Annotated in this window: 18 protein-coding genes; 14 read left to right on the forward strand and 4 right to left on the reverse strand. The window is 62.6% G+C overall.

Annotation, left to right across the window (positions count from 1 at the left end; genetic code table 11):
* Positions 1-41 precede the first annotated feature (41 nt).
* Positions 42-707 carry a TetR/AcrR family transcriptional regulator gene (locus PspCFBP13509_RS10640; protein WP_027605289.1) on the forward strand — a complete coding sequence of 222 codons (666 nt, stop codon included), beginning with the start codon at positions 42-44 and terminating at the stop codon, positions 705-707.
* A gap of 46 nt (positions 708-753) precedes the next feature.
* On the opposite strand, the gene PspCFBP13509_RS10645 is transcribed toward PspCFBP13509_RS10640, so the two are convergent.
* The gene (locus tag PspCFBP13509_RS10645) at positions 754-1,602 is read right to left on the reverse strand and encodes a shikimate dehydrogenase (protein ID WP_137212003.1); all 849 of its coding nucleotides are present in this window, start codon (positions 1,600-1,602) and stop codon (positions 754-756) included.
* The gene (aroQ, locus tag PspCFBP13509_RS10650) at positions 1,599-2,048 is read right to left on the reverse strand and encodes a type II 3-dehydroquinate dehydratase (protein WP_010206717.1); all 450 of its coding nucleotides are present in this window, start codon (positions 2,046-2,048) and stop codon (positions 1,599-1,601) included. Before aroQ ends, PspCFBP13509_RS10645 begins: the two co-directional genes overlap by 4 nt.
* Positions 2,049-2,255: 207 nt before the next feature.
* Here aroQ and PspCFBP13509_RS10655 point away from each other — a divergent pair, with 207 nt between their 5' ends.
* From PspCFBP13509_RS10655 to PspCFBP13509_RS10695, 9 genes are all read left to right on the forward strand, one after another.
* Positions 2,256-2,777 carry an RNA polymerase sigma factor gene (locus PspCFBP13509_RS10655; RefSeq protein WP_065925006.1) on the forward strand — a complete coding sequence of 174 codons (522 nt, stop codon included), beginning with the start codon at positions 2,256-2,258 and terminating at the stop codon, positions 2,775-2,777.
* 63 nt (positions 2,778-2,840) lie between these two features.
* Positions 2,841-3,839, forward strand: a complete 999-nt coding sequence (locus PspCFBP13509_RS10660; protein WP_137212004.1) for a FecR family protein — start codon at positions 2,841-2,843, stop codon at positions 3,837-3,839.
* 150 nt (positions 3,840-3,989) lie between these two features.
* Positions 3,990-6,740 carry a TonB-dependent receptor gene (locus PspCFBP13509_RS10665; RefSeq protein WP_137212005.1) on the forward strand — a complete coding sequence of 917 codons (2,751 nt, stop codon included), beginning with the start codon at positions 3,990-3,992 and terminating at the stop codon, positions 6,738-6,740.
* Between the two features lie 103 nt (positions 6,741-6,843).
* Entirely contained in the window at positions 6,844-7,464 is a 621-nt protein-coding gene (locus PspCFBP13509_RS10670) for a heme acquisition protein HasA (RefSeq protein WP_137212006.1), read from the forward strand.
* 173 nt (positions 7,465-7,637) lie between these two features.
* Entirely contained in the window at positions 7,638-9,374 is a 1,737-nt protein-coding gene (locus PspCFBP13509_RS10675) for a type I secretion system permease/ATPase (RefSeq protein ID WP_137212007.1), read from the forward strand.
* Positions 9,371-10,696, forward strand: a complete 1,326-nt coding sequence (locus PspCFBP13509_RS10680; protein WP_137212008.1) for an HlyD family type I secretion periplasmic adaptor subunit — start codon at positions 9,371-9,373, stop codon at positions 10,694-10,696. Before PspCFBP13509_RS10675 ends, PspCFBP13509_RS10680 begins: the two co-directional genes overlap by 4 nt.
* Positions 10,693-12,021 carry a TolC family outer membrane protein gene (locus PspCFBP13509_RS10685; RefSeq protein ID WP_137212009.1) on the forward strand — a complete coding sequence of 443 codons (1,329 nt, stop codon included), beginning with the start codon at positions 10,693-10,695 and terminating at the stop codon, positions 12,019-12,021. Before PspCFBP13509_RS10680 ends, PspCFBP13509_RS10685 begins: the two co-directional genes overlap by 4 nt.
* A gap of 136 nt (positions 12,022-12,157) precedes the next feature.
* On the forward strand, positions 12,158-12,586 hold the full coding sequence (locus PspCFBP13509_RS10690) for a DUF4160 domain-containing protein (RefSeq protein ID WP_065924161.1): 429 nt from the start codon (positions 12,158-12,160) through the stop codon (positions 12,584-12,586).
* Entirely contained in the window at positions 12,583-13,050 is a 468-nt protein-coding gene (locus PspCFBP13509_RS10695) for a DUF2442 domain-containing protein (RefSeq protein WP_065924162.1), read from the forward strand. Before PspCFBP13509_RS10690 ends, PspCFBP13509_RS10695 begins: the two co-directional genes overlap by 4 nt.
* Here PspCFBP13509_RS10695 and trmA read toward each other — a convergent pair.
* On the reverse strand, positions 13,033-14,112 hold the full coding sequence (trmA, locus tag PspCFBP13509_RS10700) for a tRNA (uridine(54)-C5)-methyltransferase TrmA (RefSeq protein WP_074847709.1): 1,080 nt from the start codon (positions 14,110-14,112) through the stop codon (positions 13,033-13,035). The genes PspCFBP13509_RS10695 and trmA overlap by 18 nt on opposite strands.
* Positions 14,109-15,404, reverse strand: coding sequence for an NCS2 family permease (locus tag PspCFBP13509_RS10705; RefSeq protein ID WP_053137959.1), 1,296 nt, complete (start codon positions 15,402-15,404; stop codon positions 14,109-14,111). The genes trmA and PspCFBP13509_RS10705 overlap by 4 nt, the downstream gene beginning before the upstream one ends.
* Before the next feature lie 188 nt (positions 15,405-15,592).
* Between PspCFBP13509_RS10705 and PspCFBP13509_RS10710 the strand changes: the two genes are divergently transcribed.
* From PspCFBP13509_RS10710 to PspCFBP13509_RS10725, 4 genes are all read left to right on the forward strand, one after another.
* Positions 15,593-16,039: a DUF4879 domain-containing protein gene (locus tag PspCFBP13509_RS10710; protein ID WP_065924176.1), complete on the forward strand. Its 447-nt coding sequence runs from the start codon at positions 15,593-15,595 to the stop codon at positions 16,037-16,039.
* A 96-nt stretch (positions 16,040-16,135) separates the two neighbouring features.
* Positions 16,136-16,660, forward strand: coding sequence for a (2Fe-2S)-binding protein (locus PspCFBP13509_RS10715; RefSeq protein WP_092488498.1), 525 nt, complete (start codon positions 16,136-16,138; stop codon positions 16,658-16,660).
* Positions 16,657-17,646, forward strand: a complete 990-nt coding sequence (locus PspCFBP13509_RS10720; RefSeq protein ID WP_074847708.1) for an FAD binding domain-containing protein — start codon at positions 16,657-16,659, stop codon at positions 17,644-17,646. The genes PspCFBP13509_RS10715 and PspCFBP13509_RS10720 overlap by 4 nt, the downstream gene beginning before the upstream one ends.
* Positions 17,643-19,826 (forward strand): xanthine dehydrogenase family protein molybdopterin-binding subunit, encoded by a 2,184-nt coding sequence (locus PspCFBP13509_RS10725; protein WP_137212010.1) that lies wholly within the window; start codon positions 17,643-17,645, stop codon positions 19,824-19,826. The genes PspCFBP13509_RS10720 and PspCFBP13509_RS10725 overlap by 4 nt, the downstream gene beginning before the upstream one ends.
* The last annotated feature ends 6 nt before the right edge of the window (positions 19,827-19,832 follow it).

Below are 19,832 nucleotides of genomic sequence, written 5' to 3' on the forward strand. Positions count from 1 at the left end.
ATAATCGCGGCCTGCACAATAAAAATGGCCGTGAGCGCACCATGACCTCAAGTCCCGAACTCCCCGCGGTGTCAGACGCACCGCGCAAGAGTCGTAAGAACAACCCGGAAAAGACCCGCGAGAACATTCTCCAGGAAGCCATCGTCGAGTTTGTTCAGCAGGGCCTGTCCGGCGCTCGCGTGGATGCCATCGCCGAGCGCATCCATACCTCCAAACGCATGATCTATTACTACTTCGGCAGCAAGGAGCAGTTGTACGTCGAGGTGCTGGAGAAGCTCTACGGCGATATTCGCAACACCGAAACGCGGATGAACCTCACCGCCCTGGAACCGCGTGAGGCGATCCGGCGGCTGGTGGAGTTCACCTTCGATCACCACGATCAGAACGTCGATTTCGTGCGAATCGTCAGCATCGAAAATATCCACAATGCCGAGTACGTGAAACGCACCGAAACCATCAAGGCGATGAACAGCAAAATCCTCGAGGGGCTAGGGGTGACGTTGCGCCGGGGCGCCGAGATGGGGCTGTTTCGCGAAGGGCTGGAACCGTTGGACGTGCACCTGCTGATCAACTCATTCAGCTTTTACCGGGTGTCCAATCGCCATACGTTCAGTGAGATCTTTCAGATCGACCTGTCGGATGAGGCGGTTAAACAACGGCATCGCGAGATGATTTGCGAATCGGTGCTGCGCTACCTGCAGGCCTGAGTACACCGCCTGACCCAATGGGGGAGGGCGCTTGCCCTCCCACATTTCAGCTGTTCATGCTCTTGAAGTGCGCGAGCATCCGCTGCGCATCCGGCACCTCGCCACTGAACAGTTCAAACGCCTTCACCGCCTGGAACACCGCCATGTTGCCGCCATCCAGGGTGCGGCAGCCCAAGGCGCGGGCATCGCGCAGCAGTTCGGTTTCCAGCGGGAAGTACACAATTTCAGCCACCCACAGTTCGGCTCTCAGCAGGGCCGCGGGCACCGGTGTGCCGGGCAGCTTGGCCATGCCCATGGGCGTGGTGTTGACCAAGCCATAGGCCTCGGCCATGGCGTTTTCAAGGTGGGTGCCGACCTGGGCGCGGCCGGCGCCGAAACGCTGGGCGAGGTTATCCACAAGGTCGCGGGCGCGGCTGGCGTCCACGTCGAAAATACTCAAGTGCTCCACACCTTCTGCCAATAGCGCATGTGCCACCGCTGCGCCGGCACCGCCCGCGCCCATCTGCACCACGCGTTGGCGCGGCACATCGTTGAGGTTGCGGCGAAAGCCTTCGGCAAATCCCAGGCAGTCGGTGTTATGGCCGATGCGCTTGCCGTCCTTGAACACCACGGTGTTGACCGCGCCGATGCCTCGGGCCTCGTCGGACAAATCATCGAGCAACGGCAGGATTGCCTGCTTGCACGGGTAGGTAATGTTCAACCCGGTGAAGTGCATCAACTCGGCAGCCTCCAGCAGGTCGGGCAGGGCGTTGATGTCCAGGTGCAGGGGCTCAAGGTCAATCAGGCGATACAGGTAGCGCAAGCCTTGGGCGTCGCCTTCCTGCTCATGCAGCGCAGGGGTGCGGGAAGCCTGGATGCCGGCGCCGATCAGGCCGGCGAGGATGCGCGGTTTCATCGGGCCGACCCCTTCAACAACTGGCTGAAATGTTCCAGGGCCAAGTGGTAGCCATGGCTGCCAAAGCCCGCGAGCACCGCCTTGGCGATGGGCGACACAAACGAGTGATGCCGAAACGCCTCGCGCGCATGCACATTGGATAAGTGCACCTCGATCACCGGCACTTCACTGGCCACCAGGGCATCGCGAATCGCCACCGAGGTGTGGGTCCAGGCTGCCGGGTTGATCACGATACCGGCGCAGCGGGCGCGGGCGCCGTGGATCCAGTCCAGCAGTTCGCCTTCGTGGTTGGTCTGGCGGAATTCGATTTTGAGCCCCAGTTGTTCGGCGCTGCGGCCGCACAGGGCAGCGACGTCGGCCAGGGTTTCATGGCCGTAGGTCGCGGGTTCGCGGGTGCCGAGCAGGTTGAGGTTGGGGCCGTTGAGCACCAGCACGATGGGCGGCATACGGGGGATCTCCACAGTTCTTGTTGGTTGTGGGGATAAAATGTACTGGTTAGTTAATTTGGTCAATTGATGACGGCAGATGTGTTCGATTACCGAACCGTTAATCAGACGTGTCCGGCCCTCGAATCAGATTAGATATCAATTGAAAATCATTCTCGACAACGCTTAAGATGCCCGCCTGTTTCCTTTACATTCCAGGGAGTCGGTTTGTCGGACGTGGATCTCAAAGGCCTGTTTCTCAAGCACGCCGATACCCTGCGCGGGTATCTGGCGCGCAAGGTACGGGACCCGCAGTTGGCGGCCGACCTGGTGCAGGAGAGCTTCCTGCGCCTGGCGGAAAAACCCGCCGGCGAGCGTATCGACAACTCCCAGGGCTATCTCTATCGAACGGCGAGCAATCTGCTGATCGACCATATTCGCCAGGAAGCGCGGCGCAAGACAGACTCCGTGCCCCATGAGGCGCTGGCCGAGATTGAAGATGAAGTGGCCGGGTTGGAGGCTCAGGCAATGGCGCAGCAACAGCGACAGGCATTGAAGCAGGCGTTGGCGGAATTGCCGGAACGCACCCAGCAGATCTTCCGTCTGAACCGTATAGAGGGCATGACCCACGCCCAGGTCGCCCGGCATTTGGATATCTCCGACAGCTCCGTGCAAAAGCACCTGGCCAAGGCGCTGGCATATGTGATGCAGCGCTTGCAGGACGGCGAGGTGGAGCCAGCCGACGAATGAATTACGGAAAAACCTCAGCTCAGACGTCACAGCGTCATATAACGAAAAATTCGAGATTCACACGTGAATAGCCAGGGTCCGCAACAGCACAGCATTACCGAGGAGGCCGCCGAGTGGGCGGTGCGCCTGCACGCCGGTGCCCTGACCGACCAGGAGCAGGCCGAGCTGCGCCAGTGGATCGCCTGCGACAGCCGCCACGAAGCGGCGCTGCGCTTTGCCGAACAGACCTGGGCGGCGTTGGGCGAGGTGCATAAGGACGAGACCGTTCACCGCCAGCGCCCCGCGACCGCAGCGCTGCCTGTGCGTCGCTCCCTGCGGCGCAGGCCCTGGCAGCGTGCGGCGGCGGTCGCGCTGGTCGTGGTGGTGGCCGGCGTCGGCTGGCTGCGCGGGCCGGACGCCTGGCTGCGCATGCAGGCCGACTATGTCACCCAAAAGGGCGAGGTACGCACCGTGCACTTGGCCGATGGCAGCACGGTGGAGCTGGATTCCGCCAGTGCCATCCGCCTGGATTACGACGGCGTGCAGCGGCGTATCAGCCTGATCCAGGGCTCGGCGATTTTTGATGTGGCGCCGATGGTGGGTCAGGAGACCCGTCCGTTCGTGGTACAGAGCGCCGGCGGGCAGACGCGGGCGCTGGGCACGCGGTTTGTGGTGGAGCGCGAGGCCGACCGCGGTGCTTGGGTGGGCGTGTTGCAGCACAGCGTCGAGGTGTCTTTGCACGCTTCGCCGAAAAAAGGCCCGAGCGATCGGGTGCTCCAGGAGGGCCAGGCTGCTAGCTACAACGCCCAGGAGGGGGTGGTGCCCCTGGATCAATTCGATGTAGACCGTGCCACCAGTTGGCGACGCGGCGTGCTGATCTTTGATCGCCAGCCCCTGGCCAAGGTTATTGAGCAGCTCAATCGCTACCGTCCGGGGCGGGTGGTGTTGACCCATTCCGATTTGGGCGAGCGCGAAGTCAGCGGCGTCTTCCGTCTCGACATGCTCGACAGCGCCCTCGGAACGCTCACCCAGGAACTCCAAGTGCAACGCTTGGACCTGGCAGGCCTCAGCCTGATCTATTGATGACCCGGTGGGAGGCCTGCTCTCACCCGCTTAAAACCCCCTGCGCAAAAACTTTTTAAAAAACCTTACTGACTTCCTGCGCCTCGTACGTCTTGCTAGGTGAGAAGCATTCGCATAAACAAACATACGATCAGCGCAGGGAAACCAGAAATGTCAGCACTCACCAAGGGGCGTATCACCGGTAGCCGGTTAGCCCTGGCCATCCACTTGGGGCTGTTCGCCGCGGCCGCTCCCGTGTATGCGGTGCAGCCTCAGGTGGACGCTTCCCAGTCGGCGGTGCGGGTGTTCGATGTCCCGGCGCAATCCTTGGGCAGTGCCGTATTGGCCTTTGCCGACCAGGCCGGTCTGCAGGTGCTGTTCGACAGCCCGCGCCTGCAAGGCTTGAGCAGCACCGCGCTCAAAGGCAGCTTCAGCGTGCAGGAAGGGCTTGGCCGTTTGCTCGGTGCCACGCCGGTGGAATATCGCTTTACCGGTGAGCGCCAGGTCACCCTCAACCGTGTCAGCGACGACCACGACGGCGCCATGACCGTGGGCACCACCACCATCACCGGCAACACCAACGGCCAGGCCAGCGACTGGGTGTACCAGACCCCAAAGTCCGTGGCGGTGATCAGCCGCGACATGATCGATAAACGTCCGCCCCGTCATGCCGCCGACATGCTCGAAGAAACCGCCGGCGTCTACACCGCCGTCAACCAGCGCGACCCTGGTCTGTCGGTGAATATTCGCGGTGTGCAGGACTATGGCCGGGTGAACATGAACATCGACGGCATGCGCCAGAACTTCAACGTCAACGGCCACCAGCAGCGCAACGGCACCATGCTGATCGACCCGGAGTTCATCTCCAGCATCGAGATCGACAAGGGCAGCCAGTCGGGGCAAGGCGGTGCGGCCGTGCTGGGCGGCATTGCTTCGTTCAAGACCCTGGATGCCAGTGAGTTCCTCAAGGACGGCAAGGACTACGGCGGCCGCCTTCGCGCCGGCAGCGGCATCGGTGAGCTGGGTAACGGCACCGACTTCAACGGCAGTGGCGTGTTTGCCTTTGGTGATGAGCGCGGCGATGTCGTGCTGGGCTACAGCGAGCGGCATTTCGGTAACTACCGCGCCGGCAGGCACAACGACGACAACCTGGGCACCAACCTGCGCGCCAGGTCATCTGCCCCTGCGGCCTTCGACGACTGGTTGAACAGCGAAGTCGGCGACACCGGCAGCGTGACCCGCTCGCAGATCGTCAAGTTCGGCCTGAACCTGCCCAACGACCAGCGCGTGCAGTTGAGCTACCTGGAAACCGACACCGACAGTAACGATGCCTGGGGCTATATCGCCAACGACCTTCAGAGCACCTACTACGTACGCACCAGCAAAAACAACCTCAACGCCAAAAACGTCGCGCTGGACTACAGCTATAGCCCGGACAACCCGCTGATCGATCTCAAGGCCAAGCTCTATTACGTCACCACCCAGATGGATCGCAGCAACGCCCCCAACCTGTCGTCGCCAGGTACCGGTAACTACGTCGGCGCCTACACCGATCACTTTCAGACCGACACCTGGGGCCTGCAGGGTGACAACACCTCGCGGTTTGATTTCGGCGAACAGGGGCATGTCACCTGGAACTACGGGGTGGAGCTGTATCAGGACGAGTTCAAGCCCCGCACCAACAAAGTTGAAGCCACCAACAACCTGGGCTTGTTGCCTTACGCAGAGGGCAGCACGCCAGGGGGCAAACGCACCATTGCCAGCCTGTTCAACAACGCGCAGTACGAATATGGCGGCTGGCTGGCCCTGGATGCGGGCTTGCGTTATGACCGCTATCGGCTCGAAGGCGAAACCGGCATGACCCTGTACCGGCGTGATCGCTTCTACAACAGCCTTGTCGGCGCCAGGCGCGTCTCGGAAGTGATGGAGGTCGACCGTGAAGAAGGCCAGTTTTCCCCCACCTTCGGTCTCGCGGTGAAACCGGGCGTGGACTGGCTGCAGCTCTATACCCGGTGGGGCAAGGGCTGGCGGCCACCGGCGGTGACCGAAACCTTCATGACCGGCCGACCCCACGGTGGCGGTTCGGGAGAGCGCGTATTTCCCAACCCCTACCTCAAGCCTGAAGAGTCACGGGATTGGGAAGTGGGCATGAATGTTTTCAAGGAAGGCTTGTTTTTCAGTGACGATCGCCTCGGCATGAAGGTGGCGTACTTCGATACCCGGATCGAAAACTTCTCTTTCCTCAACACCAGCGTCAGCTTGCCGGAAACCCAGGTGGGTGGATTCCTCGGGACCATGGCTTACGTCAATAACACCAACCCGACACGTTTTCGCGGGGTTGAATACCAGCTCCATTACGACATGGGCCGCGCGTACGCCAACCTCAGCTACACCCACATGATCGGCAGCAATGAATTCTGCTCGAAGAACTATTACATGGGCGGTGCCAAGACCACCGGGCCAAGGACTACTCGCCTGGAGCGTTTCACCCTGCCGGATGGGCGCATCGGCATACGGCCGGTCACCACCTATGAGGTGTTGGATGACGACGTCGCCAACAACAAGGAAAGCTGCGGGCGAATCATGGGTAACGCCACGTACATGCCGGCCGATCGCGGCTCGCTGACCCTGGGTACGCGCTTCATGGAAAAACGCCTGGATACGGGTGTGCGTGTGCGCTACAGCTCGGGCAACGGCGAAAACCTCAATCAGCAGGGCTACGAGCTGATGGATCAGGCGATGTGGCCCAAGTACACGCTCTATGACCTGTACGCCAGTTACTGGATGACGGATCAACTGAACATTGCACTGGCGTTGGAAAACGCCACCGATGAAGCCTATTTCGTCGCCATGGGCGACGCCAACAACCTCAGCCTGGCGCGCGGGCGAACCCTGAGCGGCATGTTGGAATACAAATTCTGATCAGCGTGCGCAGGCACCTGATCAACGGTTTTGCCCATGGGTGGGCAAAAAGGCGCGCCGCACCGGCGTGCTCATCAACAACGTTGTTTAACGAGGTTTAGCGATGACTATTTCTGTTAGCTACGATTCGGGCCTGGGTTCTCTGTCGGTATCGGACTACCTGAGCTCCTGGGCAGTGGGGTTCAACACTGCAGGGCACGGCACCAGCAACACCGGCGGTTTCAGCAACGGCACCCTCAGCGGCGACCAGTATTCGACCCACGGCGCCAACAACTCCGAGTACGCGTTCATCGCCGACAGCGACACCAGCAATGGCCTGCACTATGTGTTCAACCCGTCGTTGCCCGCCAGCAGCAACCTGAACCACTACCTGTGGGGCGACCTGGATAACGTGCAACTGGGTACAGGCCTGGGCGGCGGCAGTGGCAGCGACTTCTCCCTGAGCGACTTCAAGGTCGCGTTCAACGGCCTCGACCTGAGCGCCGCCGAGGGCGCCGGCCGGGCTGGCAACGACGTACAGAGCGTGATCTACGGTTTGATGCAGGGCAACACCGCCGCGCTGGAAACCGTGCTCAACAACCTGCTCGACGACTTCGGCCTGTCCACTGCCAGCACCTTCGACGAAGTGTCTGCGGGCCTGGCGGCACACGCCAGCGCAGTGTCCACCGATGTTGCCCTGGTGGGCGTGCAGGACGCGGCACAGGACTGGGCACTCGCCGCCTGAACCTGCTGCTGCATGAAAAAGCGAATGGAAGATCGCTCTCCCATTCGCTGCATTACACCGCCGTCGCCCAAGCCTTCTAACTCTTCCGGCGACGGCGGTGCCGAATTCTGCGCAGCGTCGTATCGGCTGTCAACGCGGCGACGCTGCACGTTCAACCCCACGAGAATCCCCAGATGCGCCACGCCGGCAACGAAACCCTGGCCGCCCTCACGGCCTATAAAAGTGGCTTCTTCAACATCGGCCTGTTCTCGGCGGTGATCAACCTGCTGATGCTGGCCCCGGCGTTGTACATGCTGCAGGTGTACGACCGGGTGCTGGCCTCGGGCAATCAGATGACCCTGCTCATGCTGACGTTGATGATCCTCGGCCTGTTCGGCCTGATGGGCGCGCTGGAGTGGGTGCGCAGCCAGGTGGTGATCCGCCTCGGCACGCAGATGGACATGCGCCTGAACCAGCGGGTCTACGACGCCGCGTTCGAAGCGCAACTCAAGGGCGGCACCCAGGCGGCAGGCCAGGCGTTGCATGACCTGACCACCTTGCGCCAGTTTGCCACCGGCCAGGCGCTGTTCGCGTTTTTCGATGCGCCGTGGTTTCCGGTGTACCTGCTGGTGATCTTCCTGTTCCACCCCTGGCTTGGCCTGCTGGCGCTGGGCGGCGCGGTGATGCTGATCGCGTTGGCGTGGATCAACCACCATGTCAGCCAGGCGCCGATGGCCGAGGCCAGCCAACTGTCCATCCACGCCAGCCAGCAGGCCACGGCCAACCTGCGCAATGCCGACAGCATCGAAGCCATGGGCATGCTCGCCACCTTGCGCGGGCGTTGGTTCCACCAGCACCAGGCGTTCCTCGCCGAGCAAAACCTGGCCAGTGAAAAGACCGCCGCCGTCACCGCCTGGTCCAAGGGCGTGCGCCTGGCGTTGCAATCGCTGGTACTCGGCCTGGGCGCGTTGCTGGCGGTGCAGGGCGATATCACGCCAGGGATGATGATTGCCGGCTCGATCCTGATGGGGCGGGTGCTGAGCCCCATCGACCAATTGATCGGCGTCTGGAAACAATGGGGCTCGGCGCGCCTGGCCTACGAGCGCTTGTCGCAGTTGCTGGCGGCCAACCCGGCGCGACCGCCGCGCATGAGCCTGCCGGTGCCCAAGGGCCAGTTGAGCGTCGAGCACATCAGCGCCTGCGCCCCCGGCAGCCGTCGGCCGGCGCTGGTGAACCTGGGGTTCAACCTGCCAGCGGGGGACGTGCTCGGCGTGATCGGACCTTCCGGCTGCGGCAAATCCACCCTGGCGCGGGTGCTGGTGGGCGCCTGGGCACCGCTGGCCGGCAAGGTGCGGCTGGACGGCGCCGACCTGGCCCAGTGGGACAAACAGCAACTCGGCCCGCACATCGGCTACCTGCCCCAGGACATTCAATTGTTCGCCGGCAGCATCGCCGACAACATCGCACGGTTTGCCGAGCTGGATACCGACAACGTCCTGGCCGCCGCGCAAATGGCCGGCGTACATGACCTGATCCTGCAACTGCCCCAAGGCTACGACACGCAGTTAGGGGAGGGCGGCGCGGGGTTGTCCGGTGGGCAAAAGCAACGCGTGGCCCTGGCCCGTGCGCTGTACGGCCTGCCGGCGTTGATCGTGCTGGATGAGCCCAACGCCAACCTTGACGAAGTGGGCGAGCAGGCGCTGCTCCAGGCCATCACCCAGCTTAAGCAGCAGCGCCGCACGGTGATCCTGATTACCCACAAAGCCAATGTACTGAGCCTGACCGACCAGTTGCTGATCCTCAAGGACGGCCAGTTGCAGGCCTTTGGTCCGACGGCGCGGGTGCTGGAGGCGCGGCAGAAACCGGCAGCCTCCAAACCGGTGTCGACCCTGAGCATGAGCTACCGCCTCGGTGAAGGAAAACAGGCATGAGTATGAGTAAGCCGGTGCTGGTCAGCGACCGCCCTCACACGGTGTTGGCGCTGGATGACAAAAACTATTCGCGCCTGGGCTGGTTGTTGGTGCTCGGCGGCTTTGCCGGATTTATCGGCTGGGCCGCGTTGGCGCCGCTGGACAAGGGCGTGGCGGTGTCGGGCAAGGTCATGGTCTCTGGCCATCGCAAGACCGTGCAGCATCCTGCCGGGGGCATCGTCGAGCGTATCGAGGTGCGTGACGGTGATGTGGTCAACGCCGGCCAGGTGCTGTTGCGCTTGAAGGAGACGCCCTTGCGCGGGCAGATGCAGTCGCTGCGCAGCCAGTACCTGGCGTCCCTGGCCAGTGAGGCGCGCTTGAGTGCGGAAAGCGAAGGTCTGCCCGCCATCACCTTCGGTCCTGAATTGCTCAACGAGCCGGAGGCCGCCAACACCCTGAATCTGCAACGGCAACTGTTCACCAGCCGCGCCCAGGCGCTGGCCACCGAGCAGCAAGGCCTGCGCGAAACCATCGCCGGCGCCGAGGCGCAGTTGCGTGGCACGCGGGATTCCCAGGCGAGCAAGCTGCAGCAACGCGCGGCATTGAATGAACAACTGCAAGGCCTGCGCGAGCTGGCGCGCGATGGCTATATCCCGCGCAATCGCCTGCTCGACAGCGAGCGCCTGTACGCCCAGGTCGACGGCGCCATTGCCGAGGACTACGGGCGCATCGGCCAGTTGCAGCGCCAGGTCCTGGAGCTGCGCCTGCGCATCCGCCAGCTCGGCGAAGACTTCCAGAAAGACCTGCGCGGTCAGTTGGCCGAGACCCGCACCCGCAGCGACGACCTGCGCAACCGCCTGGCCTCGGCCGAGTTCGAACTGGCCAACAGCCTGGTGCGGGCGCCGGCCTCGGGGGTGGTGGTGGGGTTGGAGGTGTACACCGAAGGCGGGGTGATCAAGCCCGGCCAGGCGCTGATGGACATCGTGCCCCAGGGCGAAGCGTTGTGGGTGGAAGCGCGGGTGCCGGTGCAAATGATCGACAAAGTGCATCCGGGCCTACCGGTGGAGTTGCTGTTCTCGGCCTTCAACCAGGCCACCACCCCACGGGTGGCCGGTGAGGTGACGCTGGTCTCCGCCGACCGCCAGGTCGATGAGCGCACCGACGAGCCTTATTACACCGTGCGCGCCCAGGTCAGTGCGGCGGGCATGCAACAACTGGACGGCGTGCGGATTCGTCCGGGCATGCCGGTGGAAACCTTCATCAAGACCGGTGAGCGTTCGATGCTCAACTACCTGTTCAAACCCTTGCTGGACCGTACCCACATGGCCTTGGTGGAAGAATGAAGGCACTGTTTTTTACCCTGTGCCTGAGCGTTACACCGGCGGCACATGCCTTGGGTTTGCTCGACGCCTACGACCTCGCCCTGCGCAATGACCCGACCTTCCAGGCCGCCATCCAGGAGCGCGAGGCCGGTGAAGAGAACCGCGTGATCGGCCGTGCAGCGTTATTGCCGAACCTGTCCTGGAGCTATAGCAACTCGCGCAACGAATCCGAAGTTACCCAAAGCACCGCCGTCGGCGATGTCACCAGCGACCGTGATTACCGCAGCTATGCCTCGACCCTGACCTTGCAGCAGCCGTTGCTGGATTACGAAGCCTACGCGCGCTTTCGCCAAGGCACCGCCCAGGCGCTGATGGCCGATGAGCGCTTTCGCGGCAAGAGCCAGGAACTGGCCGTGCGCGTGCTCAGCGCCTACAGCCAGGCGCTGCTGGCGCAGGAACGCATCGAGTTGAGCCGTGCGCAGAAACGTGCGTATGCCGAACGCCTGCAACTCAATGATCGTCTGCTCAAAGGCGGTGAAGGCACGCGCACCGATGTACTGGAAACCCAGGCGCGCTTGAGCCTGGCCCAGGCAGAGGAAATCGAGTCGCTGGACGCCCAGGACAGCGCCTTGCGCGAGCTGGAAGCGATTGTCGGCCAACCGTTGCAGATCGAAGCGCTGGCACCCCTGGCCCGTCCATTCGACATCCCGCCCCTGGAGCCCAACCGCTTCGAAACCTGGCGCGAACTGGCCATGGCCAATAATCCAGAACTCAAGTCCCAGCACCACGCGCTGGACGTGGCGTCCTACGAAGTGGAGCGCAAACGCGCCGGGCACATGCCCAAGGTCAGCCTGTACGCCAGCAGCCGCCAGACCAGCTCCGATTCGGAAAGCAGCTACAACCAGAAGTACGACACCAACAGCGTCGGTATCCAGGTCAGCCTGCCGTTGTTTGCCGGCGGGTCGGTATCGGCCTCTACGCGCCAGGCGGCCAATCAACTGTCCCAGGCCCAATACGAGCTGGACGCACATACCTCGGCGACGCTGGTGGAGCTGCGCAAGCAGTTCAACCTCAACACCAGTGGCGCGGCGAAAGTGCGTGCCTACGAGATGGCTGTCAGCTCCGCCACCGCGCTGGTCACTGCGACCAAAAAGAGCGTCAGCGGCGGTGAGCGGGTCAACCTCGACGTGCTCGACGCCGAGCAACAACTGTTCACCGCCCGCCGCGACCTGGCGAATGCGCGACATGCGTATCTGCTGGCCAGGATTCAGTTGAAGTATTACGCGGGGTTGCTGAGTGAGCAGGACTTGCGGGCGTTGGCGGGGTATTTCCAGCCTTCGGCATGAGTGGTTACAACCCGGCATTCGCCGGGTTTTTTGTGGTTACTAATCTGTGAAACAGCTTCGAGACGATGGAGCCGGTTGTCGGGTGGCAGGAGGGAAATTGTTACCTGGCGGAAAATAACCTAACGGATGGGTTACGATGAAAGTAGGTGCTTACAAGGGGTATGTCATCTCGGTGTTTATCAGGGACGAGCATTGCCCGCCTCATGTACATGTCAGGGGCAAGGGGTGGGATGCGCGGTTTCGTTTCAGTTTTTTGGATGGGGACGTTGAGTTGTGGGATGTAGAGCCTGAACGGAGGCGGCCACCCACTGCGGTTCTGAAGGAAATACGCGAGGTAATCATGCAGCGACATTATCTGGCACGGGCACGCAGGATTTGGTGGGAAAAACTGCAAACGGTTTGCCTGGAGAACCATTCCTGGAACTGGGACACCAGTGAATTGGTTCCAGGGTTAGTCATTCGACGTGGTGTCTACGTTATCGCAAGCGCCTGGCACGATGCCTTAGCGCAACGGACCATTTTGAATCTGGTAAGAGCGCCAGATTGCGTAGGGATTAATTTATGAAAATCGTAAAAGCCAAAGTCATACCTTATGTACCTCTCACTGACGCCGACGTCGACAAGGCAATCGCCCGTGGCCGCAGGCTAAAGCGCCTGTACGCCAACGCCAGCAATGTGCGTTACGAAAACGATTGCATCTCCATCGGCTTCAGCGACGGCAGCCGCGTCATGTTGCCGGTGGCCGGCCTGCCGGAGTTCGAAGGGTTTTCAGAGGAAGATTTCCAGCAGTTGGAAGTCAGTTTCGGTGGCAAGGCCATTAGCTGTGAGGCCCAGGATCTGGATGTTTCGATCACGGGCCTGATCGCCACAAGCCAGCCGCTGATGGACCTGGCTACCAGCCTGGTAGCATCACGCAACGGTCGCAAGAGCAGCGCTGCCAAATCCGCCGCCGCCCGCGCCAATGGCAAGAAGGGCGGCCGGCCACGCAAGAAGGAACCTGAGGACGCTGAATTACCGCCGGGTCAATAACACCCCGGATTCCATATGGTGCGTCCACGGGAACTGGTCAAACATCGCACACTGGGTAATGCGGTGGGTGTCATGCAGTTGCGCAATATTCGCTGCCAGCGTCTCCGGGTTGCAGGAGATGTACAGGATGTTGTCGAAGCGCCGGGTCAGTTCGCAGGTGTCCGGGTCCATGCCGGCGCGGGGCGGGTCGACGAACACGCTACCGAATTCGTAGCTTTTGAGGTCGATGCCGTGCAGGCGGCGGAATGGGCGCACTTCGTTCAGCGCTTCGGTAAGTTCTTCGGCGGAGAGGCGCACCAGGGTGACGTTACCCACCGCGTTTTCATCGAGGTTGCTCAGGGCCGCATTCACCGAGGTCTTGCTGATCTCGGTAGCCAGCACTTTACGCACACGGGTGGCCAGGGGCAGGGTGAAGTTGCCGTTGCCGCAATACAGCTCCAGCAAGTCATCCGGGCGATCGCCCAAGGCTTCGTATGCCCAGTTGAGCATCTTCTGGTTCACCGTGCCGTTGGGCTGGGTGAACGCGCCTTCGGGTTGACGGTAGCTGAAGGTGCGGCCGCCGACGTCGAGTTTTTCCACCACGTAGTCGTGGCCGATCACATCGCGCTTGCCCTTGGAGCGGCCGATGATGCTCACATTCAAATCAGCCGCCAGCTTATTCGCCGCGGTGTGCCAGTGATCGTCCAGCGGGCGGTGATAACACAGGGTGATCATCGCGTCGCCGGCCAGGGTGGTGAGGAACTCCACCTGGAACAGCTTGTGGCTCAGGGCGGCGCTGGCTTGCCAGGCGGCCTTGAGCTGCGGCATCAACTGGTTGATGCGCTGGCTGGCGATGGGGAATTCTTCGATCAGGATCGGCGTGCGCTTGTCGTCCTGGGAAAACATCGCGTAGTGGCGTTCACCGCCTTCGCGCCACAAGCGGAACTCCGCCCGCAGGCGGAAGTTCTGCAGAGGCGACTCGAAGACCTGCGGCTCGGGTGCGTCGAACGGTGCCAACAGGTCACGCAAGCGCGTGACCTTGTCTTGCAGTTGAGCGGTGTAGCGTGTGGCGTCAAAAGTCATGCGTTGAACCAGCCCAGCTTGATCACGAACAGAATCGACAGAATCACCAGTGCCGGGTTGAGCTCACGGTAGCGGCCCGAAAGCAGCTTGATGGCGGTCCAGGCGATGAAACCGAAGGCAATGCCGTTGGCGATGGAGTAAGTGAAGGGCATCGCCAGGGCGGTGATCACCACCGGCGCTGCAACAGTAATGTCATCCCAGTCGATTTCGGCCAGGCCTGAGGTCATCAATACGGCGACGAACAGCAGCGCCGGCGCGGTAGCAAAGGCCGGTACGCTGGCGGCCAGCGGCGAGAAGAACAGCGCCAGCAGGAACAGGATCGCCACCACGATGGCGGTCAAGCCGGTACGGCCACCGGCGCTTACGCCCGCAGCGGATTCGATGTAGCTGGTGGTGGTCGACGTACCCAGCAGGGAACCGGCCATGGCGGCGGTACTGTCGGCGATCAGCGCACGGCCCATTTTCGGCATGTGGCCGTCCTTGCCCATCAGCCCGGCGCGCTTGGCCACGCCGATCAGGGTGCCGGAGTTGTCGAACAGGTCGACGAACAGGAAGGCGAAGATCACGCTGACCAGGCCGATGTCCAGCGCGCCCTTGATATCCAACTGCAGGAAAGTCGGGGCCAGGGACGGCGGCATCGACATCACGCCACCAAACGCGGTGACGCCCAGCAGAATGGAGACGATGGTCACCGCCAGGATGCCGATCAGCACCGCGCCGCGTACGGCCAGGGCTTCCAGCGCAACGATCAGCATGAAGCCGAGGATGGCCAGGATAGGCGCCGGCTTGGTCAGGTCGCCCATGCCCACCAGGGTGTTGGGGTTGCCGACCACGATCCCGGCGTTGTGCAGGGCGATCAGTGCCAGGAACAGGCCGATACCGGCGGCAATCGCCGAACGCAGGGGCAGGGGAATGCTGTTGATGATCCACTCACGGATACGGAAGATCGACAGCAGGAAGAACAGCACCGCCGAAATGAATACCGCACCCAGCGCAACCTGCCAGGTGTGGCCCATGTGCAACACCACGGTGTAGGTAAAGAAGGCGTTGAGGCCCATGCCCGGTGCCAGCGCGATCGGGTAGTTGGCGATCAGGCCCATCACGGTCGAACCGATGGCCGCCGCCAGGCAGGTCGCGACAAATACCGCGCCCTTGTCCATGCCGGTCTCGCCGAGGATGCTCGGGTTCACGAACAGGATGTAGGCCATGGCCAGGAATGTCGTGATGCCCGCGAGGATCTCGGTGCGCACGTTGGTGTTGTGTGCCTTGAGTTGAAACAGCTTTTCCAGCATGCCTGCTCCCTGTGACGCTATGTTGCGTCGTTATTTGTTGACCTCTAAGTCAAAGCACAAACTGCGCCAAGCGCCTGTGGTTCCAGAGAGGATCGGAAAAAGCGGCGCATCATACCAGCAGCCGAGGCTGTGTGGCGCATGGCCTTGAGGCATACTGCGGCGACGTTCAACAGCAGGTCATCGACAGCATGAAAAAAGCCAACGCGTGGAGTCTAGCCCTGATCCCTTGTCTCGGCCTGTGGTTGGGTGCGGCACCGGTGTGGGGCGCGACTGCACCGCCCTTGAGCGAGGTGCGCGTGTTCAAGGTCGAATCGGCGCACTGCACGGAAACCATCCCGGAGCGCGCGCAAAGCACCCAGATGTGCACGCACCGTGGGCCCACCCAAGTGTCGGTGATGGAAGTCGGCCTGGGTAACAACCCGGTGGGTCGCTTCAATGGTGCCGAACTGAACGGGCAACGTACGCCCGTGTGCCAGGTCGGCAGCATCAGCGAAGCCTGCAGCGGGACGGGCACGCTGATGGGCTACATCTATGTATTTGACCTGAATGTCCAGGCCCAAGGCTGGTTCGAATACAGCAACTCGTCGATCAACGGCCCGCGGAATACCTTGAAGACCCTGCTCAATATCCGCTGATCAATCATCTTGAACGCTCAATACCCCGGGAAGTCGTACCCCTGAGACGGCGACTTTCCTGAACGCCGCGGACGTACACCAACCCGTGAGGTGTTTATGAGCGCGACCCCCAATGGCGCGGCGGCCCAGCCGTTCGTCGCCCACTCCATACGCTTGACCCTCAATGGTCAGGACCGCCAACTCGATGTATTGCCCTGGACCACGTTGCTGGACCTGCTGCGCGAGCAACTGGACCTGGTCGGCAGCAAAAAAGGCTGCGACCACGGCCAATGCGGTGCGTGCACAGTATTGCGCGACGGCAAACGCATCAACGCCTGCCTGACCCTGGCGGTGATGTGCGACGGTGCCGAGCTGACCACCATCGAAGGTCTGGCCGACGGCGACCAACTGCACCCGATGCAGCAAGCCTTCATCAAGCACGACGCCTTCCAGTGCGGCTACTGCACGCCCGGGCAGATTTGCTCCGCCGTCGGCCTGGTCAATGAAGGCCGTGCCCACGACAGTGCACAGATCCAGGAGCTGATGAGCGGCAACCTGTGCCGCTGCGGCGCCTACAGCAATATCCGCGATGCCATCGAAGAGGCCTTGCCGGCGTGCCGCGCCCAGGGAGGCGAGCAATGAATCCTTTCCAGTACAGCAAACCGGCGGATGTCCACGCAGCCGTGCACCTGAGCAGCGCGGCGTCGCGCTTTATTGCCGGGGGCACCAACCTGCTGGACTTGATGAAAGAAAACATCAGCCGCCCCGAGCACCTGATCGATATCACCGGCCTGCCGCTCAATGAGATTGAACAAACCGCCGAGGGCGGCCTGCGCATCGGCGCGCTAGTGAGCAATGCCGACCTGGCCTGGCACCCGCTGATCGAACAGCGTTACCCGTTGCTGTCCCAGGCGATCCTTGCCGGTGCTTCGCCGCAACTGCGCAATATGGCCAGTACCGGCGGCAACCTGTTGCAGCGCACCCGTTGCTACTACTTCTATGACGCTACCGTGCCCTGCAACAAGCGTGAGCCCGGCAGCGGCTGCCCGGCGCGCACTGGGTTGAACCGTATCCATGCGATCCTTGGCGCCAGCGAACAGTGCGTGGCCACTCACCCTTCGGACATGTGCGTGGCCCTGGCGGCGCTGGAGGCGCGGGTGCATGTCGAAGGCCGAGGCGGCGCGCGGATTATCGAGTTTGCCGACTTCCACCGCCTGCCCGGTGATGCGCCGCAACGCGACAACCAACTGGCCGACGATGAGCTGATCACCGCCATCGAATTGCCCGCCGACCACCTGGCCCGTCACAGCCATTACCTGAAAATCCGCGACCGCGCGTCTTACGCGTTTGCCTTGGTTTCGGTGGCCGCCGCTCTCGAGTTGGACGGCGATCGAATCGTCGACGCGCGCCTGGCCCTCGGCGGCGTGGCCCATAAACCCTGGCGTGACCGTGCGGTGGAAGCCTCGTTGATCGGCCAAGTGGTCAGCCGCGAAACCTTCAGCAATGCCGCCGACGCGATGCTGCAAGATGCCGAGCCGCTGGAACACAACGGCTTCAAGATCAAGCTGGCGCGCCGCGCAATCATCCGTGCCCTGAGCGACGCCGCCGTCGCAGGAGATCGCCCATGACCGCTATTGGCAAACCCCTGGACCGTGTCGACGGTCTGCTCAAGGTCACCGGCCAGGCGCGTTATGCCGGTGAGTTTCCCGAGGACGGCCTGCTCCACGGCAGTGTGGTGTCCAGCACCATCGCCAAGGGCCGTGTGCTGGCGATCGATGCGTCCAGGGCACTGGCCCTGCCGGGCGTGGTGGCGGTTATCCATCACCTCAACCGGCCGACAATCGCCCGTTACGACGATGCCTTCCAGGATGACGATGCGGCGGACGGCTCACCGTTTCGCCCGCTGTATAACGACCGTGTGCTGTACAGCGGCCAGCCCCTGGCCCTGGTGATCGCCGACAACCTTGAACTGGCGCGACATGCCGGCTCGCTGGTAGCGATCGACTACGCACGGGAAGACTTCGAGACCGACCTGCTCGCCCAGCAGGAACAGGCCCATGCTTCACCGCAGGCGCCGCCCAAGCCGCGTGGCAATTTCCAGGCCGAGTGGGCCGCTGCCGCCGTCAGCCTCGACCTGCATTACAGCACCCCCATCGAACACCACAACCCCATGGAACCCCACGCCAGCACCGTGCTGTATCAGCCGGACGGCACCCTGCATATCCATGACAAGACCCAGGGCCCGCAGAACTGCCAGGCCTATGTGCAAGACGTGTTCGGCCTGGATAAAAGCCAGGTGCGGATCTTCGCCGCGTTCGTCGGCGGTGCGTTCGGCTCGGGCTTGCGCCCGCAGTATCAATTGCCGCTGGCGGTGATGGCGTCCCTGGCGCTCAAGCGCTCGGTGCGCGTCACCCTGACCCGCCAGCAGATGTTCACCTTCGGCTACCGCCCGCGCACCTTGCAGCGTTTGCAGATGGGCGCCGCCGCCAATGGTCGCCTGCTGGCATTGGGGCATACGGCGATTGGCCAGACCTCGCGCTTCGAAGACTTCAGCGAGCACGTGGTGGAGTGGAGCGGCATGCTCTATCACTGCGACAACGTGCAACTGACCTACAAACTGGTGCCGCTGGATGTATTCACGCCCCTGGACATGCGCGCGCCCGGCGCTGCCTTGGGCGTGATCGGCCTGGAGTGCGCCATGGACGAATTGGCCAGCGCCTTGGGCATGGACCCGGTGCAACTGCGGCTGGTCAACTACGCCGAGCGCAACCAGAACGAAGACAAACCCTGGTCGAGCAAGGCCCTGCGCGAGTGTTACAGCGAAGGTGCCGAGCGCTTCGGCTGGAGCCAGCGCAACCCGGAACCGCGCAGCATGCGCGACGGCTGCCAGTTGATCGGCTGGGGCATGGCCGGTGGCGTGTGGGAGGCCATGCAGATGAAGGCCAGCGCCAAGGCGCGCATCGACGCCGAGGGCAAGCTGACCGTCAGCAGCGCCACCACGGACATCGGCACCGGCACCTACACGGTGATGACCCAGATCGCGGCGCAGGCCAGTGGCGTGGCGGTTGAGGACGTGGTGTTCCTGCTCGGCGACTCTTCATTGCCCACCGCGCCGCTGCAAGGCGGCTCGTTCACCGTGTCGTCCGTCGGCACCGCCGTGCAGCAAGCCTGCGAAGCGTTGAGCGCGAGGCTGCTGACCATTGCCCGGCAGACTTACCCGGTGTTCAAGGATGCCGAGTCCGTGCGTTTTGAAGACGGCCAACTGCACACCGGCGACGTGAGCGTGTCGTTGGCACAGCTGGTCAAGGACAGCGGTGAAGAGAGCGTGGAAGTCCAGGTCGACAGCGAGCCGGACAAGAAACGCGAGGGCTACGCCACCGCGACCCATTCGGCGGTGTTCGTCGAAGTGCGGGTGGATGAAGACTTGGGCACGATCAAGGTCAGCCGCGTGGTCAGCGCCATTGCGGCCGGGCGGGTGGTCAACCCGAAGATGGCCCGCAGCCAGATCCTCGGCGGGGTGGTGTGGGGCATCGGCATGGCCCTGCATGAAGAGACCCAGATCGACCATCAGTTGGGTCGCTACATGAACCACAGCCTGGCCGAGTACCACATCCCGGTAAATGCCGATATCGGCGAGATTGACGTAGTGTTTGTCGAGGAACATGACGAGATCGTCAACGCCCTAGGGTCCAAGGGCGTGGGAGAGATCGGCATTGTCGGGGTGGCGGCGGCGGTGGCGAATGCGGTCTACCATGCCACCGGCAAGCGGGTGCGAGAGTTTCCGATCACCCTGGATAAGGTGCTCTAGAGCACC

The organism is Pseudomonas sp. CFBP13509 (assembly GCF_005233485.1).
GTDB classification, from domain to species: domain Bacteria; phylum Pseudomonadota; class Gammaproteobacteria; order Pseudomonadales; family Pseudomonadaceae; genus Aquipseudomonas; species Aquipseudomonas marginalis.

What these genes read in the sequence shown, in the direction of transcription:
- PspCFBP13509_RS10665 (WP_137212005.1), top strand. Translation starts at nt 3,990, where the DNA reads ATGTCAGCACTCACCAAGGGGCGTATCACCGGTAGCCGGTTAGCCCTG.
- PspCFBP13509_RS10640 (WP_027605289.1), top strand. Translation starts at nt 42, where the DNA reads ATGACCTCAAGTCCCGAACTCCCCGCGGTGTCAGACGCACCGCGCAAG.
- PspCFBP13509_RS10705 (WP_053137959.1), bottom strand. Translation starts at nt 15,404, where the DNA reads ATGCTGGAAAAGCTGTTTCAACTCAAGGCACACAACACCAACGTGCGC.
- PspCFBP13509_RS10695 (WP_065924162.1), top strand. Translation starts at nt 12,583, where the DNA reads ATGAAAATCGTAAAAGCCAAAGTCATACCTTATGTACCTCTCACTGAC.
- PspCFBP13509_RS10685 (WP_137212009.1), top strand. Translation starts at nt 10,693, where the DNA reads ATGAAGGCACTGTTTTTTACCCTGTGCCTGAGCGTTACACCGGCGGCA.
- PspCFBP13509_RS10675 (WP_137212007.1), top strand. Translation starts at nt 7,638, where the DNA reads ATGCGCCACGCCGGCAACGAAACCCTGGCCGCCCTCACGGCCTATAAA.
- aroQ (WP_010206717.1), bottom strand. Translation starts at nt 2,048, where the DNA reads ATGCCGCCCATCGTGCTGGTGCTCAACGGCCCCAACCTCAACCTGCTC.
- PspCFBP13509_RS10680 (WP_137212008.1), top strand. Translation starts at nt 9,371, where the DNA reads ATGAGTATGAGTAAGCCGGTGCTGGTCAGCGACCGCCCTCACACGGTG.
- PspCFBP13509_RS10710 (WP_065924176.1), top strand. Translation starts at nt 15,593, where the DNA reads ATGAAAAAAGCCAACGCGTGGAGTCTAGCCCTGATCCCTTGTCTCGGC.
- trmA (WP_074847709.1), bottom strand. Translation starts at nt 14,112, where the DNA reads ATGACTTTTGACGCCACACGCTACACCGCTCAACTGCAAGACAAGGTC.
- PspCFBP13509_RS10690 (WP_065924161.1), top strand. Translation starts at nt 12,158, where the DNA reads ATGAAAGTAGGTGCTTACAAGGGGTATGTCATCTCGGTGTTTATCAGG.
- PspCFBP13509_RS10670 (WP_137212006.1), top strand. Translation starts at nt 6,844, where the DNA reads ATGACTATTTCTGTTAGCTACGATTCGGGCCTGGGTTCTCTGTCGGTA.
- PspCFBP13509_RS10720 (WP_074847708.1), top strand. Translation starts at nt 16,657, where the DNA reads ATGAATCCTTTCCAGTACAGCAAACCGGCGGATGTCCACGCAGCCGTG.
- PspCFBP13509_RS10645 (WP_137212003.1), bottom strand. Translation starts at nt 1,602, where the DNA reads ATGAAACCGCGCATCCTCGCCGGCCTGATCGGCGCCGGCATCCAGGCT.
- PspCFBP13509_RS10715 (WP_092488498.1), top strand. Translation starts at nt 16,136, where the DNA reads ATGAGCGCGACCCCCAATGGCGCGGCGGCCCAGCCGTTCGTCGCCCAC.
- PspCFBP13509_RS10725 (WP_137212010.1), top strand. Translation starts at nt 17,643, where the DNA reads ATGACCGCTATTGGCAAACCCCTGGACCGTGTCGACGGTCTGCTCAAG.